The 14,646-nt window shown below is 68.2% G+C and carries 14 protein-coding genes and 1 pseudogene; 5 read left to right on the top strand and 10 right to left on the bottom strand.

Annotated elements, in window-relative coordinates:
• Positions 1-19 precede the first annotated feature (19 nt).
• A complete protein-coding gene (locus EAF64_RS19325; protein WP_129070622.1) occupies positions 20-214 on the top strand; it encodes a DUF7470 family protein in 195 nt (64 codons plus the stop codon).
• Here the strand turns inward: EAF64_RS19325 and EAF64_RS19320 are convergent.
• From EAF64_RS19320 to rnz, 3 genes are all read right to left on the bottom strand, one after another.
• On the bottom strand, positions 211-2,187 hold the full coding sequence (locus tag EAF64_RS19320) for a DUF460 domain-containing protein (RefSeq protein ID WP_129070621.1): 1,977 nt from the start codon (positions 2,185-2,187) through the stop codon (positions 211-213). The two genes, EAF64_RS19325 and EAF64_RS19320, sit on opposite strands and share 4 nt — an antisense overlap.
• Before the next feature lie 94 nt (positions 2,188-2,281).
• Positions 2,282-2,698: an HIT family protein gene (locus tag EAF64_RS19315; protein ID WP_129070620.1), complete on the bottom strand. Its 417-nt coding sequence runs from the start codon at positions 2,696-2,698 to the stop codon at positions 2,282-2,284.
• Positions 2,699-2,728: 30 nt separating this feature from the next.
• Complete coding sequence (gene rnz / locus EAF64_RS19310; RefSeq protein ID WP_129070619.1) at positions 2,729-3,664, bottom strand: ribonuclease Z; 936 nt, start codon at positions 3,662-3,664, stop codon at positions 2,729-2,731.
• A 248-nt stretch (positions 3,665-3,912) separates the two neighbouring features.
• Between rnz and EAF64_RS19305 the strand changes: the two genes are divergently transcribed.
• The gene (locus EAF64_RS19305) at positions 3,913-5,058 is read left to right on the top strand and encodes a DUF7282 domain-containing protein (protein WP_129070618.1); all 1,146 of its coding nucleotides are present in this window, start codon (positions 3,913-3,915) and stop codon (positions 5,056-5,058) included.
• Positions 5,059-5,130: 72 nt separating this feature from the next.
• Positions 5,131-6,141: an AAA family ATPase gene (locus EAF64_RS19300; RefSeq protein ID WP_129070617.1), complete on the top strand. Its 1,011-nt coding sequence runs from the start codon at positions 5,131-5,133 to the stop codon at positions 6,139-6,141.
• 1 nt (position 6,142) lies between these two features.
• On the opposite strand, the gene EAF64_RS19295 is transcribed toward EAF64_RS19300, so the two are convergent.
• The 4 genes and pseudogenes from EAF64_RS19295 to EAF64_RS19280 form a co-directional block, all read right to left on the bottom strand.
• The gene (locus EAF64_RS19295; protein ID WP_129070616.1) at positions 6,143-8,341 is read right to left on the bottom strand and encodes a PAS domain-containing protein; all 2,199 of its coding nucleotides are present in this window, start codon (positions 8,339-8,341) and stop codon (positions 6,143-6,145) included.
• A pseudogene (locus EAF64_RS21780) lies at positions 8,331-9,795 on the bottom strand (ATPase domain-containing protein). The gene EAF64_RS19295 and the pseudogene EAF64_RS21780 overlap by 11 nt, the downstream one beginning before the upstream one ends.
• A gap of 151 nt (positions 9,796-9,946) precedes the next feature.
• Positions 9,947-10,087: a rubrerythrin-like domain-containing protein gene (locus EAF64_RS19285; protein WP_129070615.1), complete on the bottom strand. Its 141-nt coding sequence runs from the start codon at positions 10,085-10,087 to the stop codon at positions 9,947-9,949.
• A gap of 49 nt (positions 10,088-10,136) precedes the next feature.
• Complete coding sequence (locus tag EAF64_RS19280; protein WP_129070614.1) at positions 10,137-11,144, bottom strand: methyltransferase domain-containing protein; 1,008 nt, start codon at positions 11,142-11,144, stop codon at positions 10,137-10,139.
• 164 nt (positions 11,145-11,308) lie between these two features.
• On the opposite strand from EAF64_RS19280, the gene EAF64_RS19275 reads away from it, so the two are divergent.
• The gene (locus tag EAF64_RS19275; RefSeq protein ID WP_092658697.1) at positions 11,309-11,872 is read left to right on the top strand and encodes a TATA-box-binding protein; all 564 of its coding nucleotides are present in this window, start codon (positions 11,309-11,311) and stop codon (positions 11,870-11,872) included.
• A 36-nt stretch (positions 11,873-11,908) separates the two neighbouring features.
• On the top strand, positions 11,909-12,298 hold the full coding sequence (locus tag EAF64_RS19270) for a DUF7473 family protein (RefSeq protein ID WP_129070613.1): 390 nt from the start codon (positions 11,909-11,911) through the stop codon (positions 12,296-12,298).
• Here EAF64_RS19270 and EAF64_RS19265 read toward each other — a convergent pair.
• From EAF64_RS19265 to hisG, 3 genes are all read right to left on the bottom strand, one after another.
• Positions 12,295-12,699 carry a DUF7344 domain-containing protein gene (locus EAF64_RS19265; RefSeq protein ID WP_129070612.1) on the bottom strand — a complete coding sequence of 135 codons (405 nt, stop codon included), beginning with the start codon at positions 12,697-12,699 and terminating at the stop codon, positions 12,295-12,297. The two genes, EAF64_RS19270 and EAF64_RS19265, sit on opposite strands and share 4 nt — an antisense overlap.
• Positions 12,700-12,790: 91 nt before the next feature.
• The gene (locus EAF64_RS19260) at positions 12,791-13,732 is read right to left on the bottom strand and encodes a helix-turn-helix transcriptional regulator (protein WP_129070611.1); all 942 of its coding nucleotides are present in this window, start codon (positions 13,730-13,732) and stop codon (positions 12,791-12,793) included.
• A gap of 54 nt (positions 13,733-13,786) precedes the next feature.
• Complete coding sequence (gene hisG / locus EAF64_RS19255; RefSeq protein ID WP_129070610.1) at positions 13,787-14,635, bottom strand: ATP phosphoribosyltransferase; 849 nt, start codon at positions 14,633-14,635, stop codon at positions 13,787-13,789.
• Positions 14,636-14,646 lie beyond the last annotated feature (11 nt).

Raw genomic sequence — 14,646 nt, 5'->3', positions numbered from 1 at the left:
CGAGATGGGAAGGGCGTGTATGCTGGACAAGATTGGGACGGCGGGGGTTCTGGGGCTGGTGCTCCTGCTCGGTGGAATCGGCGTCGTCGCGATAGAGAGTCTGTACGTCGCGGCCGGCTTCGCGTTCGCGATCGCCGGGCTGTTGCTGGTGGCGTACGGATTCGTGACGACCGTACTGGGCGCGATCGGGATGGGGCTGGGCGACGTGACCTAGCTCTCCGGTCGGTCCGCCCGGTGTTCGCTGATCAGTCGATCCACCATCTGCTCGTTGTTCTGTTTCTCGCGTTCCTCGGCCCGCTCTTCCCAGTCGTCGATCACGGTCTCGACCTCGCTCTCGCGGGCCACCGCGAGTTCGTCCACCTCCTGAATCCGCACGCCATCGGTGGGACCGACGGGCACGTCGTGTTCGAAGAGCAAATCGTCGGCGGCGTCGGAGAGTTGCCCGCCGTCCCGCAGGACGACCCGCGGGTTCACGTTCGCGAGTCGCTGAGCGGTCGATCGCCCGGCACCGCTCCCATCCCGGAGGTAGATCACGTCACCCTCGGCCAGTCCGTAGGCCTCGTCGGCGTGTTCGATGGCGTCCCTGGTGAACTCCTCGATCACCTTCACCGGCACGAGATCGGCCCGTTTCTCCGACACGTCCGCGAAGTTCGAGTGGTCGAGTTTCCACAGCGACTTCAGCCGTTCGAGTTTGTTCTCTAGCTCCTCGACTCGCTCGCGCTCCTCGTCGAGTTCCCGTTCGAGCCGTTCGTTCTCCCGCTCCAACCGGGTGATCTCCCGGCGCTCGCGGGCCTCGCGGCGTTCCTCGCGGCGGGCCTCCGAGAGCTCCTGTTCGTACTCCTCGATCCGGTCGTCCTTGCGTGCGATGGTGTCTTTCAGGTCCTCGTTGTGGTCCTCCAGCCGGTCGACCCGCGCTTCGAGTCGCTTGATCTTCTTCTCCTCTGCGGTGAGTTCCCGGGCGGTGTGTTCGGTCGTCTCCTCTTCTTCGTCGGGGTCCCGCTCCAGATCCGAGATCACCGCCTCGACGGACTCCTCGCCGGCGACGACGCGGGCCAGCACCTCGCCGAGGTCGAACTGGGGCGGCACCTTCTCGGCGACACGTTCGAACTGATCCTCGTGGGCGTCGAAGGCAGACAGCGCCGCCGCCAGGGCGTCGCGCTGGTGGTCGTCGTCGTACCCCTCCTCGCGGGTGCGGTGTTTCTTCTCGTCGACCGGGAGGTCCCGGGCGGGCACCCACGCGGCGGCCTCGAAGCTCCGCCGGATCTTCTCGACGGTCTCGGGCATCGGTTCCACGTCGGCGGCGACGACGATGGGCCGGCCGCGCTCGATGATCCACTCGATCACGTCCGCGGTGTCCGCAGTACGAGTACTGAACACGTCCAGCACGTCGCCGTGCACGTCGACGACCGCGGCCGCGGTCGTCGTTCCCGGATCGATGCCGACGATGACGTGATCCCGGCGCTTGACCAGCGGCTGGAACTCGATGCCGTCGCGACGCTCGCGCTCGATCTCGACACGCACGTCGCCCGAGCGGTGCGCCGAGACGGGGATGTCGGCGGGTCGCCCCTCCACTTCGAAGATTGCGTTGGAAAAGCCGCCGTACTTCTCGGTCGCGTCCCGCTCGTAGTCGAGGCCGGCGTCGTCCAGTTCGGACTCGACCTCGCGGGTCCGCTTCTTGACCGCGCCGTGGATGCGGCGAGTGTAGCGGTCCTCAGACCAGCCGCCTTTCCCGGTCGAGCGCCCGCGAGCGACCTTCACGCGGGTGGTATTCGTGAAGGCCGACACCTCCTGGCCGACGTTCATCGCGGCGAGGCGGGCGGCGGCCTCGGCTTCCTTCATCGGGTCCTTGCCGTAGGGCACGTTGTGCCGGCCGGCGACCCGCGAGAGCGGTTCCGGCCGCTCCGCGCCGGTGACCTGGACGAGCTTCGTCTCGTCGGGGAGTTGCCCGAGGAAGTGGATCAGGGCGTCCTTGTTCTCGGCGAGTTCGTACATGTTGTCCGTCGCGACGATGGCCGGCTCCCGGTCGTCGATCAGCCGATTGAGTTTCCGCCGGGAGACCACGTCGCGGTCGACGGACTCCCCGTCGAAGACGACCAGCGCGTAGGACGGAGCCGACCCCCTCACGTCCCCGCTCTGGATGTCCACCCCGAAGACGACTGCATCGAGCGCGCTCGTACGGGCGTTCACAACTACCACGGACTAGGGACCTGGCCGGCATAAACTTCGTGCCGGGCCACCCGCCGGACAGGGCACGGCGGCCCGACGGAACGACGGCGCGCGGTTACAGTTCCGCGGCGACCGCGTCGGCAATGGTGTCCAGCCGGTCGCGCCCGGGTTCCGACCGCTCGAACCCGAGCGTGACGCCGTCGTCTCCCGTCCGGGGAATGACGTGCAGGTGGACGTGGAGTCCTTCCTGGCCCGCGATCTCGCCGTCCGCCAGGAAGAGGTTGATCCCCTCGGTCGGCACGTCCGACGCTCGCAACGCCGCGGCGATCTCCTGGCCCACCCGAAACAGTTGCCCACCGGTGCCGGGGTCCAGACCGGCGAGCCCCGACGAGTGGGCCGTCGGGATCACCAGCGTGTGGCCCTCGGTGACGGGCGCGATGTCCGCGAACGCGATCGTGTCGTCGGTCTCGTAGACGACGCTGGCCGGCGCGTCGCCACTGACGATGGCACAGAACGGGCAGTCGTCGGTCACACCGGCCACTGGGCGGGCGGTGGGAAAAATTCAGTCCCCGTCCTCTCCGTCCGGGAACGGCACGTCGAGTTCGTCGCCGTCGTCGGGGAGGACGGCCTCGCCGTCGAACACCTCGCGGGCTTCGTCCTCCAGTCGGCCGGACTGGCCGGCGTAGCGCGTCGAGACGTGGGTCAGCGCCAGCCGTTTGGCCCCCGCGCGGTTGGCGATCTCGGCGGCCTGTTTCGCCGTCGAGTGGCCGGTCTGACCCGCCCGCTCGCGGCGGTCCTCGGCGAAAGTGGCGTCGTGGATCAACAGGTCCGCGTCGACGGCGGCTTCGACGACCCCCTCGGTGGGACAGGTGTCGCCGGTGTAGACGACCCGCCGACCGGGCCGGGGCGGGCCGACGACCTGCTCGGGCTGGACGACCGTCCCGTCGTCGAGTTCCACGGACTCGCCGTTGTGGAGTTTGCTGTACTCGGGACCGGGTTCGATGCCGAGTTCCTCCTCTGCCTTCTCACGGTCGAACCGGCCCTTGCGGTCGTCCTCGACGATGGCGTAGCCGACCGACGTGGCCCGGTGGTCGGTCTCGAACGCTCGGACCTCGAACTCCCCGCCGTCGAGTGCCACGTCGCCGGGCGAGACTTCGTTGACGCGGACGGGAAAGGAGGGTTCGTTGCCGGTGACGGTTATCAGGTCCCGGATCCGGCGGCGGGTACCCGCGGGCGTGTGGATCGCCACGGGTTCCTCGCGGTCGTTGAAGTCCCAGGTCTGGATCAGGCCGGGGAGGCCGAGGACGTGGTCGCCGTGGAGATGGGAGACGAAGACGTGCGAGACGGCGAAACCGGTGGAAAAGCGCATCATCTGACGCTGGGTCCCCTCGCCGGCGTCGAAGAGGAAGCGCTCACCTTCCCGGCGGACCATCACCGCGCTCGGGTTGCGCATCGTCGTCGGAACGGCCCCGCTGGTCCCGAGAAAGGTCACGTGCATATCCGTCCGGTCGGCAGGCGGCCGTAAACCCGCTTCGAAAGGGTTCAGTCGGGCTCGACGCAAGACGGCAGCGCCGGCCTGCGGTTACGGCGGTCGGGTCGCGGCTTACCACCGCCGGTCCGGGACCCAGGGTGCCTGAAATCCGGGCCTACCCGCGGGTAAGGCCGGATTCCAGCTGTTAGCGGGCCGAAATCGGTCCGCAACGGTGCTCGTGATTTAATCGCGTCTCCGTGGAGACTTCGACGCCTATGACACAGCGCACCCTGGCGGCAACGGTCGCCGTCGTCGTCGTGCTGGGACTCGGCGTCGCCGGCGCGGTGGCGGTCAACGCCGGCGCGAGCGGTCCCTCGGCGGCCCAGAACGCACAGGTCGCACAGCAGACACCACCGGACGATCCGGGCGTCACCTTCGACGACCAGGAGAGCGACGGCGAGACGGTCACGGTCGAGCAGGTACGCCTCCCCGACGGCGGGTACGTGGTGATCCACGACCGGGGGCTCCTCGACGGTGACGCGGTCGGGAGCGTCGTCGGCGTGTCCGAGTACCTCGAATCCGGCACCTACGAGGACGTGACGATCCGGCTGTTCGACGTTCGGGGCGCACAGTTCGACCAGGACGAACTCGACAGCGATCAGACCCTGATCGCAATGGCCCACCGGGACTCGAACGACAACGAGACCTTCGACTACGTGACCAGCGACGGGGACGAGGACCCACCCTACAGGAGCGACGACGGCACGCTGGTCCTCGACGGCGCGTTCGTGACCATCGACGACGGCGATGGTGACGGCGACGGCGACGGCGATGGCGATGGCGATGGCCAAGAAGAGTTCGAGGAGGACGACGACGAAGACACCACGACGACGCCCAACAATACGACAACCACGACGGACACACCCACGACTACCACGACGACGGACACGCCCACGACTACCACGATAACCGACTCCCCGGGCGTGACCACGACCGAAACCGAGACCGAGACGCCCGAACCGGTGGCGCCCGGTGACGAGGGGACGCCCGAACCGGACACTCCCGAGGACGTGACCGGAACGCCGGATATCGACGTCACGCCCGACGAGGCCGACGAGACGCCCGAAGACGACGTCGACACCCCCGAGGACGAAGACGGGGAGCAAGAACCGGCAGGGGAGAACGGCGATGCCGGCGATGTGGACGAACCCGACGAAGGTGACGGAGACGGAGCCGACGGCGAGGCGGCCGAAGACGGCGACGAGGACGGCGCAGACGGCGGTGAACGGAACGGAGCCGAAGACGAAGGTGACGGTGAGAACGGCGCGGACGGGGGCGACGAAAACGGCAGCGGAGACGACGGCAACGGGAACGGCAGCGGAGACGGCGGCAACGGGAACGGCGGCGACGGGGAGTCCTGACGGCCCACGGTTCACTTTTTGGGCGGCCGCCGACCGACCGATTCTTACCCTCGGTCCCCGAAGCCGAGGCAAATGGATGCCCCCCTGTGGACCGAGGTGCACGCGCCGGAGATCGACGATCTCCCACAGTCCGGGGTCCGCGAGTCGCTGTGGCGGGCGGTCGACGAACCGCTCAACCTGGTCGTCCACGGCCCGCGTGGCAGTGGCAAGACTGCCGCCGTGCGCGCGCTGGCCCGCGAGACCCACGCCGACCCCGACAACGACTTCGTGGAGATCAACGTCGACGACTTCTTCGGGATGACGAAAAAGGAGGTGAGCGAGGACCCACGCTTCGCATCCTTCATCACGCCCAAGCGCCGCCGCAACTCCTCGAAGGCCGACCTCATCAACCACGTCCTCAAGGAGTCGGCCAGCTACTCGCCGGTCTCGGGCGAGTACAAGACGATCCTGCTCGACAACGCCGAGTCGATCCGCGAGGACTTCCAGCAGGCGCTGCGCCGCGTGATGGAGAAGTACTACGAGACCACACAGTTCGTCATCGCGACCCGCCAGCCGTCGGCACTGATCCCGCCGATCCGCTCGCGGTGTTTCCCCGTCCCCGTGCGCGCGCCGAGACACGACGAGATCGTCTCCGTCCTCCGGTCGGTCGTCGAGGCCGAGGGTGTCGAATACGGCGCCGACGGCCTGGAGTACGTCGCCGGCTACGCCGACGGCGACCTCCGGACGGCCCTGCTTTCGGCCCAGACCACCGCCGAGACCGAGGGCGAGATCACCATGGAGGCCGCCTACGAGGCGCTGGGCGAGGTCGGCACCGACGACCGCGTCGAGGAGATGCTCGACGACGCCGAGGCCGGCGACTTCACCGACGCCCGGAAGACACTCGACGACCTGCTGGTCGACGAGGGCTACAGCGGCGAAGAGGTCATGGAAGACCTGCTACGCGTCGCTCGCTCGCGGTACGAGTCCGACCGGCTGGCGCGACTCCACCGGCTCGCCGGCGAGATCGACATGGACCTGAAAGACGGTACCAACGAACGCCTGCACGTCTCCCACCTGCTGTCGAAGCTGGCACAGGCCCAGTGACTCAGTCGAGCCGGCCGACGCCGGTGAACTCGAAGCGCGCGCCGCCTTCGTCGCTCTCGGTGACTGTCAACTCCCAGCCGTGGGCCTTTGCGATCTCCCGGACGATTGCGAGGCCGAACCCGGTCCCGTCGTCGGAGGTCGAGTACCCCAGTTCGGTCACCACGTCGCGTTCGTCTTCGGGGATGCCGGGGCCGTCGTCCGCGACGTAGAACCCGGATTCGAGGGCGCCGACGGTGACCGAGACGGGCCCGCCGGCGTGCTCGACCGCATTGCGAAAGAAGTTCTCCAGGAGCGTGACGATCCGGTCCGGATCGGCGCGGATGCGGGCGTCCTCGGCGACCGTCAGCGTCGCGTCGGTCCGCTCGACGCACTCCCACGCCCGGTCGCTCGCCGTCGAGAGCGCGACCGGTTCGGGGTCGGTATCGGACTGGCCTTCGCGGGCCAGGGTCAGCACGTCGTCGATGAGGCGGTCCATCCGGTCGAGACTGCCGGCGGTAGTGTCGAGGTGGTCGTCGACCTCGCCGTCGGGGTCGGCGACGGTTCGCGCGGCGTCGACCCGCGAGACGGCGACCTGAAGGGGGTTTCGCAGGTCGTGGGAGACGAGTGTCGCGAACCGGTCGAGGCGTTCGTTCTGGGCCGTCAGTTCCCGCTCGCGCGCTTTCAACTCGGTGATGTCGTCGATGATGCCGACGTACCGCCGGGTGACGCCGTCCTCGTCCCGGACGGGGTAGGCGTCGGTCTCGACCCAGCGGACGGTCCCGTCGGGTCGCTGGATGCGGTGTTCGATGCTGTAACTGTCGGCGTCGTCGTCGGGGTCGTGGACGGTGAGCATCCAGTCGCGGACGCGCCTGCGGTCGTCTGGATGGACCGCGTCGAGAAAGCCCACGGGGTCGTCGCCGACGGCGGGACCGCTCCGGTCGACGAGTTCGCCGAAGCCGGGGCTGAGATACACCAGTTCGTCCGTCGTCGGGTCGGTCATCCAGATGACCTCGTGGACGCTGTCGGCGATCTGGTTGAACCGCTGTTCGCTCTCGCGGAGCTGGGCCTCCATCTCTTTGCGCTCGGTCACGTCCCGCAACGCCGAGAGGTGCCGCCCCGGCAGGATGTCCGTGGTCGCGCTGAACTCGACGACGCGTTCCTCGCCGTCGGCCCGGACCAGCGGGAACTCGCCCCGCTGTCGGTCGCTCTCCTGGAACCGCTGCCATGCCGCCTCGAAGTCGAAGTCCGGCGGCGCGAAGTCGGCGATCGACATCCCGATCAGCTCGTCGCGGTCGACGCCGAGCAGGTCCGCGGCGGCGGGGTTCGCGTCGAAACACCGGCCGTCATCGTTGGCGATCAGGAGACCGTCGTGCGCGTTCTCGAAGACCGCCCGGAATCGCGTCTCGCTCTCTTCGAGTTCCCGCTCGCGTTTGCGGCGCTCGGTCACGTCCCGCATGATGACGACCGCGTCGTCGCGGTCGCCGGCGTCGATGCTGTTGACCGTGATCTCGGCGAACCGTTCGGTTCCGTCGGGCCCTCGGTAGGTGACCGTCTCGGGGCCCGTCTCCCGCCCGTCGAGCATGGTCGCCACCTCGCCCTCGACGGTGGTCGCCGTCTCGGTCGGGAACGCCGACAGATCGCCCAGCGAGCCGTCGAGTGCCGTCTCGCGAGTCAGGTCGAACTGCTCGCAGAAGGCGTCGTTGACGTATTGAATCGTCGAGTCCGTCGAGAGGACGAACACGGGGTCGGGTGTTCCGTCGAACAGCGTCCGAAACCGCTCGCGTGAGCGCTCCAGCCGACCGGAGAGTCGCTGTGAGAGCCGACGGCGTTCGAGCAGGTTCTCCAGCCGGCGGTACAGTACCGACTTCTCGACCGGGACCGAGACGATCTCGTCGATGACGTACAGGCCGTCGATCGACGACCACGCCGACGGGTCGAGCTCTTCGCTGGGCGGCTCGTTGCTGACCAGCAACGCCGGCAGGAAGACCGGATGAGCGCCCTCTTTCCGCTCCCGGAGCCACTCGCGGTGCCGGGCGAACGACGCCGCGTCGAGGACACAGAGGTCGAACCCGCCGTCGGGGTCGGTCCCGACCTGTCCCCTGTAGGCCTCCGCCAGCCAGTCGCTCAGCAGTTCGCGGTTGCGTCGGTCCGCGACGAGGAGGCGGATCCGGGCCTCGTCGTCCGTCGTGACGCCGTGCGTGAAGCCGGCGTCACTCGTCATGCGGTCCCCGGTCCTGCGTGGTGGTCGTTCCACGCAACACGCCCTGGTGCCCCGAGAGGTGGTCGCCCACGACCACACCGTCGCCCGTGATCTCGAACGCCCGGAGCGCGTTCTCGAAGTCGCTGAGCCGCTTTTTCAGGACGCCGATGGCCTTCCGGAGTTCCCCGTTGATCTCGTGGTACCGCAGGAAGAGGACGTTGTCCGCCAGGTAGCTGATGCCAGCGTCGGTCGCCTGGAACTCGCCGGTGACGCCGTCGACCTCGTCGACGAGGATCACGGTCACGCCCACGTTCTTGAGATACCGACAGAGCGCGTGGAGCTTGCGTCTGAGCGCCGTCTGTTCGCCCTGGATCGAGAGGGTGTAGCCGTCGATCCCGTCGATCATCACCACCTCGGTGCCGTTTTCCTCGACCTCGCGCCGAACGCGCTGGGCGAACTCCTCGGCCGACTGTGCCAGGGGCTCGACCTGTTCGAGCGTGAGCGTCCCCCCCCCGTTCCATCTTCGAGATCGGAACGCCGATCGACTCCAGTCGGCGCGTGAAGATGGCGCGACTCTCCTCGAACAGATAGATCGCGGTGCGCTCGCCGCGGCTGGCGGCGCCCTCTGCGAACAGCGCGCCGGTTGTCGTCTTGCCCACGCCGGTCGGGCCGCTGATGGCCGTCGTCGTCCCGCGTTCGAGGCCGCCACCCAGCAGCGAGTCCAGTGCCGGGACGCCCGAGGTGATCGTCTCCTCCCTGACCGTCTGACTGTAGTCTTCGGGAACCAGTTCGGGGAACACCGTCAGGCCGTCGCCGTCGATCCGGAGCGAGTGGGTCCCGCCCTCCCGGTCGGACCCGCGGAACTTCGGTACCGAGAGCGTCCGGCGATCGTCCTCGTGGTCGAGTTCGACGATGCCGTCGCTCAGAAACTGCAGGTCCACGTCCGAACTCGTCGGCGTCTGCTGGGCGGTGTACAGCACCGTCGCACCACCGTCCTTGAGATAGCGCATGAAGGATAGGGTCTGCTTGCGGAACTGGTACTCGTCGGGCGCGAGGTAGCGCAACTGGGTGAGTGGATCGACGAACACGCGGTCGGGGTCCACCGCGTCGACGCGTTCACGGATCCGTTCGGTCACTGGATCACGCTCGACCTCGTTGGGTGCGAACACGTCGTAGGACCCGTCTTCACCGAAAAACGACGACTCCGGCGAGAGATCCAGCGTCTCGACGCCGTCGAGGTCGAACCCCAGTGTCCCGGCGTTTGCCTGCACGTCGCTGGTCGACTCCTCGATGTTGATCACGAGCGCCGTCTCGTCGTCGCCCCCGGCCGTCAGGAAGTGAAACCCGAGGATCGTCTTGCCCGTCCCGGGCGGGCCACGGATCAGGTAGTGTCGCCCCGAGACGAACCCACCGTGGAGAATCTCGTCGAGTCCGGGAATACCCGAACTCACCCGCGCCAGCGAACGCTCTGTCATGGCCATCAGTAGACCGCCACCGGAGATGTACTTTCCCGCCCGATTTCAGTCACTGAGACTCACGGCCGACTACCCGTGGCTGTTCAGAGCCGACGATCACGGCGTGCTGCCGCGCCCGTCACCGACCACCGCGACTGCACTGCCGCGGTGGTCAGCGCGGCACCGTCAAATCCTCCAGATACCCACCGCAGTCGGGACAGAGCCGGTCGTCGACTTCCTCGGTGATGCGCTGATCACAGTCCAGACACTCGTAGTAGGGATCCGTGTCCGGTACCGGTTCGGTCAGTGGCATCCCTTCGACTCCACCATCGTCACCGGTCCTTGTTAATCCCGTGCACGGTTCAGCGGTCGGCGCGAGCCAGCACGAGGACGTGCCGGGTCAGCGAGCGATGGACGCGGCGCTCGAACCGATCGGTCACGCGCCAGCCGGCCTCGCGGGCGGCGTCGTCCCAGGCCCGGTCGGCGACGACGACGGCTCGCGGGGCGACCCGGCAGGCCTCCGCGAGCGCGCCGGTCACGAGATCGTCGAGTGGCTGGTTAGCGATCTTCGACTGGCGGCCGTAGGGTGCGTCGAAGACCACGCCGTCGACCGCGTCGTCGGGGAGGGGAAGCGCCGTCGCGTCCCCGCGAACCGTGTGCCAGCTCCCCGGGTCGGGCAGGCCCTCGGCCGACCGTGCGGGCGTGAGGCAGTGCCCGAGGTTCTCGGCCGCGCCACGGACCATCTTCGACTGGGCGTCGACGCCCAGCACGTCCGCCCCGACTAGCCCGGCCTCGATCAGGCCGCCGCCGGTGCCACACATCGGGTCCAGGATCGTCGCTTCGGGCCCCGCACCCGCGACGTTCGCCAGGGCACGGGCCAGGAGCGGGTCCATACTCCCGGGCTGGAAGAAAGGGCGGTCGGTCGGCTGGCGGTCGCCGAAGTCACGGACGCTCTCGAACGCGAGCCACCCCAGCGCGCACGCGTCGGTGGAGAATACCGCCCGGAGTTCGTGGTCGGGGTCGTCGAGGTCGACCGCGAACCCGCGGTCCACGAGGACGGCGCCGAGTTCCCGCTCGGCCGCCTGCGTATCGACGCTGGAGCGGCCACGCACGTCGCGGGCGCGAACCGCGACCGTCCCCGAGCGCTCGACGGTGGCAGCCGAAAGCAACGCCCGGGCGCTCGCCACGTCGGGGTCGGTCCGGCCGACGTACTCGCTTGCGCGGTGGGTGTAGGCGAGCCCGCGTGTCCGCGCGTCGACGCCGCGCGCCGTCGCCAGGCCCGGTGCGAGCCGGGCCACGTCCGTCGCGACGGCCGCGGCCTCCCGCACGGCGAAGGCGTCGTCCTCGCCGGCCAGTTCCAGCAGGTACACGCCCGTAGGTGCCCGCCTGTGGCCTATACGCCTTCCGGTCGGGCGCGCCCACGCCGCCGAACCGAGCGACCGTGAGGCCCCCCGCCGAGACTGGTAAGCACAGCGACCTATCATCGACAGGTACCAAGCTTTATAAACCTTAAATACGTGCTTTAAGTCGAGACATGGTTGACCCCAAGGAAACAATCAATATTGAGAACGTCGTCGCCTCGACCGGCATCGGGCAGGAGCTGGACCTCCAGAGCGTGGCAATGGACCTGGAGGGGGCGGATTACGACCCCGAGCAGTTCCCTGGTCTCGTCTACCGGACCCAGGAGCCCAAGTCGGCGGCACTCATCTTCCGGTCGGGAAAGATCGTCTGTACGGGCGCGAAGAGCACGGACGACGTGCACGAGAGCCTGCGGATCGTCTTCGACAAATTGCGTGATCTGAACATCCAGGTCGACGAGGACCCCGAGATCGTCGTGCAGAACATCGTCACCTCTGCCGACCTCGGCCGCAACCTCAACCTCAACGCCATCGCCATCGGCCTCGGACTGGAGAACATCGAGTACGAGCCCGAGCAGTTCCCCGGACTGGTCTACCGGCTGGACGACCCCGACGTGGTCGCGCTCCTCTTCGGCTCGGGCAAGCTCGTGATCACGGGCGGCAAGCAGCCCGAAGACGCCGAGGAAGCCGTCGACCGGATCGTCTCCCGGCTCGAAGAACTCGGCCTCCTCGACGGATAGCGCAGGCTACATACCCGCGCCACACCAAGCGCGGGTATGCTACCGCTACAGGTCGACGTGACGGGTGGTGGGCCGCTGGCAATCGTCGTGACCTTCCTGCTTCTCGCCGCCTTCTACGCCGTCACCCTCCACCTGGCGGCGACCTTCTTCATCGGCGACGTGCCGAGCCAACGCGCCGCCTACGTCGCCCCCGCCCCGGCGCTCACCTCGCTGTTGCTCGGCCGGTGGGGGGTACAGGGCGTCGGGCCCATCTCACCGAGTCTCGGAGTCGGCATCGCAGCCCTTTCGACGCTTGCCGCCGACGCCATCGCCATTAGCTACGTCTACCGTCTGAAGTGGTCGTCGGCACTCCCGCTCACACTGTTGCACTTCGGATTCTTCGCGGTCTTGGCCTTCGCCCTGAACAACATCTTCGGGCTCGTCTAGCGGTCGACGAAGAGCGCGTCGTCGAGCAGACGGCGGAACCGGTCGTCCTCGACGGTACAGACGGCTCGCCTGTCCGCAGCGTCGTACGTGATCACGTCCGCAGCGTCGAGCTTCGGCAGGTGGGTGTGGTGGAGCTGGAGCCGAATCGTCTCCAGCGGCGGTCGGTCGTCACCGGCCGTGGCCGCGTCGCACCGGGCCAGGACCGCCCGTGTGAGAACGTCGATAGAGAGCCACTCGCCGTCCCGCAGGACCGCGATCACCGCACGACGATAGGGATGTGCCAGTACGTCGAGCATCCACGTGAGATCGTCGAACTCTGGGAGGGAATCGCCCGTCCGACGCCACCCATCCAGCGTGGTCCGGGGAGTCACACGCTCCGTTCCCTGGTGATCCTGGCCCACAGACCCGTTATGCACCGACTGCCCCATCAGCATATCCCGTGCACAGTGTGCAGGGGTTGCACGCGCCGCCGACGACCACACCGCGTGGCGGTCACCACTGCTCGAACGGCGTCGCCTCGGCACGGTACTCCTCGACGGTGCGTTCGGCCCACTGGCGGGCGCGCTCGTCTTCGGTCGCCACCAGCGCGGCGGGTTGCCCCTCCTCGACCAGCCCGAGTTCGACGGTGTCGGCGTACCGGCCCAGATAGTAAGGGAACTGCCCGTCGTAGACCCACAGTGAGGCCGTCTCCGCCGCCTGCAGGTCCGCGACCATCTCGCGGTAGTCCGCCTCACTCCGGAGGTTCTCCGCGACGACGGGGGTGACCAACAGTTCGAGGTCCGCCCCCGCTTCGGTGACCTGCTCGTGCAGTGCCGCCAGCGCCTGCGCGCAGGTCAGCGGAAACAGCATCCGGAGGTACTCCGCGCCCTCGATGTGTTGGACCTGCTCGTGGATCATCTTCAGCGGGTCGGCCGGGTCCGGCGTCGTCACCGACACGTCCACGTGTCGGAGGTTCAGGTCGACCGCCTCCGTATCGACGTGTTCGTAGACCGGCGCGAGTTCCGAAGCGGTGTCGACGGTCCGGACCAGGTGTCGGAAGTCCTCGGCGACCCACTCACCGGCCGCCGTGGCGTCGTACTCGCGGTTCCGTTCCCGGACCCATCCCCGGTCGGCCAGCGCGTCGAGGTTGCGCTGGACCGTGGTCCGGGCGGCGTCGAACCGTCGCTGGAGGGCGTCACGAGTCAACGGCCCCGACGCGACCAGCGCGTTCAGGATTCGGACCCGCGTCCCCGACCGCGCGAGGAACTCGACGGCTCCGGTGGCCTCGCTCCGGTCGCCCACCGGCGTCGGGGTCGGCCGGTCGGTGTCGGCCTGTGGTGTCGCACCGCCAGCCGTCCCGCCGTCGGTTCGTTCGGTGCCCGCCGAACCGTCCGCCTCCGAAGCCCGCTCCCCACTCCGCTCGTCCGGTTGCGCACCGTTTGTCGCCTCGTCCATGTCGCCTTTCGATTCAGGCCATCCCCACGTAAAACCTGTCGGACGACGCGACAGTTACTCGACCAGCCGTTCGATTTCGGTCACCAGCACGTCCGTCGCCCCTTCTGCCTTGAGGTCGGTGATCGTCTCGAACACCGACTGCTCGTCGACGACCGCGTGGACCGCCACCATCTCCTCCCCCGCGATGTCCATCACCGTCGGCCCGCCCATCCCCGGAATCACGTCCTTCACCGCCTCGATCTTCTCCTCGGGGACGTTCATCATCAGGTAGCGTTTCCCCTCGGCGGTCTTGACCGAGGACAGCGCCGTCCGCACCTGCTCGACTTTCGGATCGTCGACGACGTCCTCGCGGGCGAACAGCCGTACCGAACTCTCCAGTACGTCGTCGATCACCGCCAGCCGGTTCATCCGGAGAGTGGTGCCCGTACTCGTGATGTCGACGATGGCGTCGGCGATGTCGACGTGCGGCGTCAGTTCGGTGGCACCCGAGACCTCCGCGATGTCGGCGTCGACGCCCCGGTCGTCGAGGTACGCCCGGGTGACGTTGGGGAACTCGGTGGCGACGGTCCCGCCGTCCAGATCGTTCACGGACTCGACGGCGCCGTCCTCGGGGGCCGCCAGCACGAGCCGACAGGCCCCGAACTCCAGGTCGAGCAGGTCCACGAGGTCGCCCGTGTCGGCCTCCCGAACCTGATCGAGGCCGGTGATCCCCACGTCGGCGGCGCCGTCGCTGACGTATTCGGGGATATCGGCGGCCCGGGCGTAGAGGATCGTCACCTCGGGGTCGACGGTGTCGGCGTAGAGTTTCCGGTCCGCGCCGTCGACGACGTGGAGTCCGGCCCGTTCGAGCAGATCGACCGACGGATCGTGGAGACGCCCCTTGTTGGGCACGGCGATGCGCATACCGCTCCTTC

Source organism: Halorientalis pallida (assembly GCF_004118325.1).
Taxonomy (GTDB): Archaea; Halobacteriota; Halobacteria; order Halobacteriales; family Haloarculaceae; genus Halorientalis; species Halorientalis pallida.
Note: the sequence above shows the minus strand (reverse complement) of the source record. Positions and strands in the feature narration are given on the sequence as shown.

Coding starts and splice junctions, on each gene's coding strand:
- hisG (WP_129070610.1), bottom strand. CDS start 14,635: ATGCGCATCGCCGTGCCCAACAAGGGGCGTCTCCACGATCCGTCGGTC.
- rnz (WP_129070619.1), bottom strand. CDS start 3,664: ATGCACGTGACCTTTCTCGGGACCAGCGGGGCCGTTCCGACGACGATG.
- EAF64_RS19285 (WP_129070615.1), bottom strand. CDS start 10,087: ATGCCACTGACCGAACCGGTACCGGACACGGATCCCTACTACGAGTGT.
- EAF64_RS19325 (WP_129070622.1), top strand. CDS start 20: ATGCTGGACAAGATTGGGACGGCGGGGGTTCTGGGGCTGGTGCTCCTG.
- EAF64_RS19295 (WP_129070616.1), bottom strand. CDS start 8,341: ATGACGAGTGACGCCGGCTTCACGCACGGCGTCACGACGGACGACGAG.
- EAF64_RS19300 (WP_129070617.1), top strand. CDS start 5,131: ATGGATGCCCCCCTGTGGACCGAGGTGCACGCGCCGGAGATCGACGAT.
- EAF64_RS19260 (WP_129070611.1), bottom strand. CDS start 13,732: ATGGACGAGGCGACAAACGGTGCGCAACCGGACGAGCGGAGTGGGGAG.
- EAF64_RS19305 (WP_129070618.1), top strand. CDS start 3,913: ATGACACAGCGCACCCTGGCGGCAACGGTCGCCGTCGTCGTCGTGCTG.
- EAF64_RS19270 (WP_129070613.1), top strand. CDS start 11,909: ATGCTACCGCTACAGGTCGACGTGACGGGTGGTGGGCCGCTGGCAATC.
- EAF64_RS19275 (WP_092658697.1), top strand. CDS start 11,309: ATGGTTGACCCCAAGGAAACAATCAATATTGAGAACGTCGTCGCCTCG.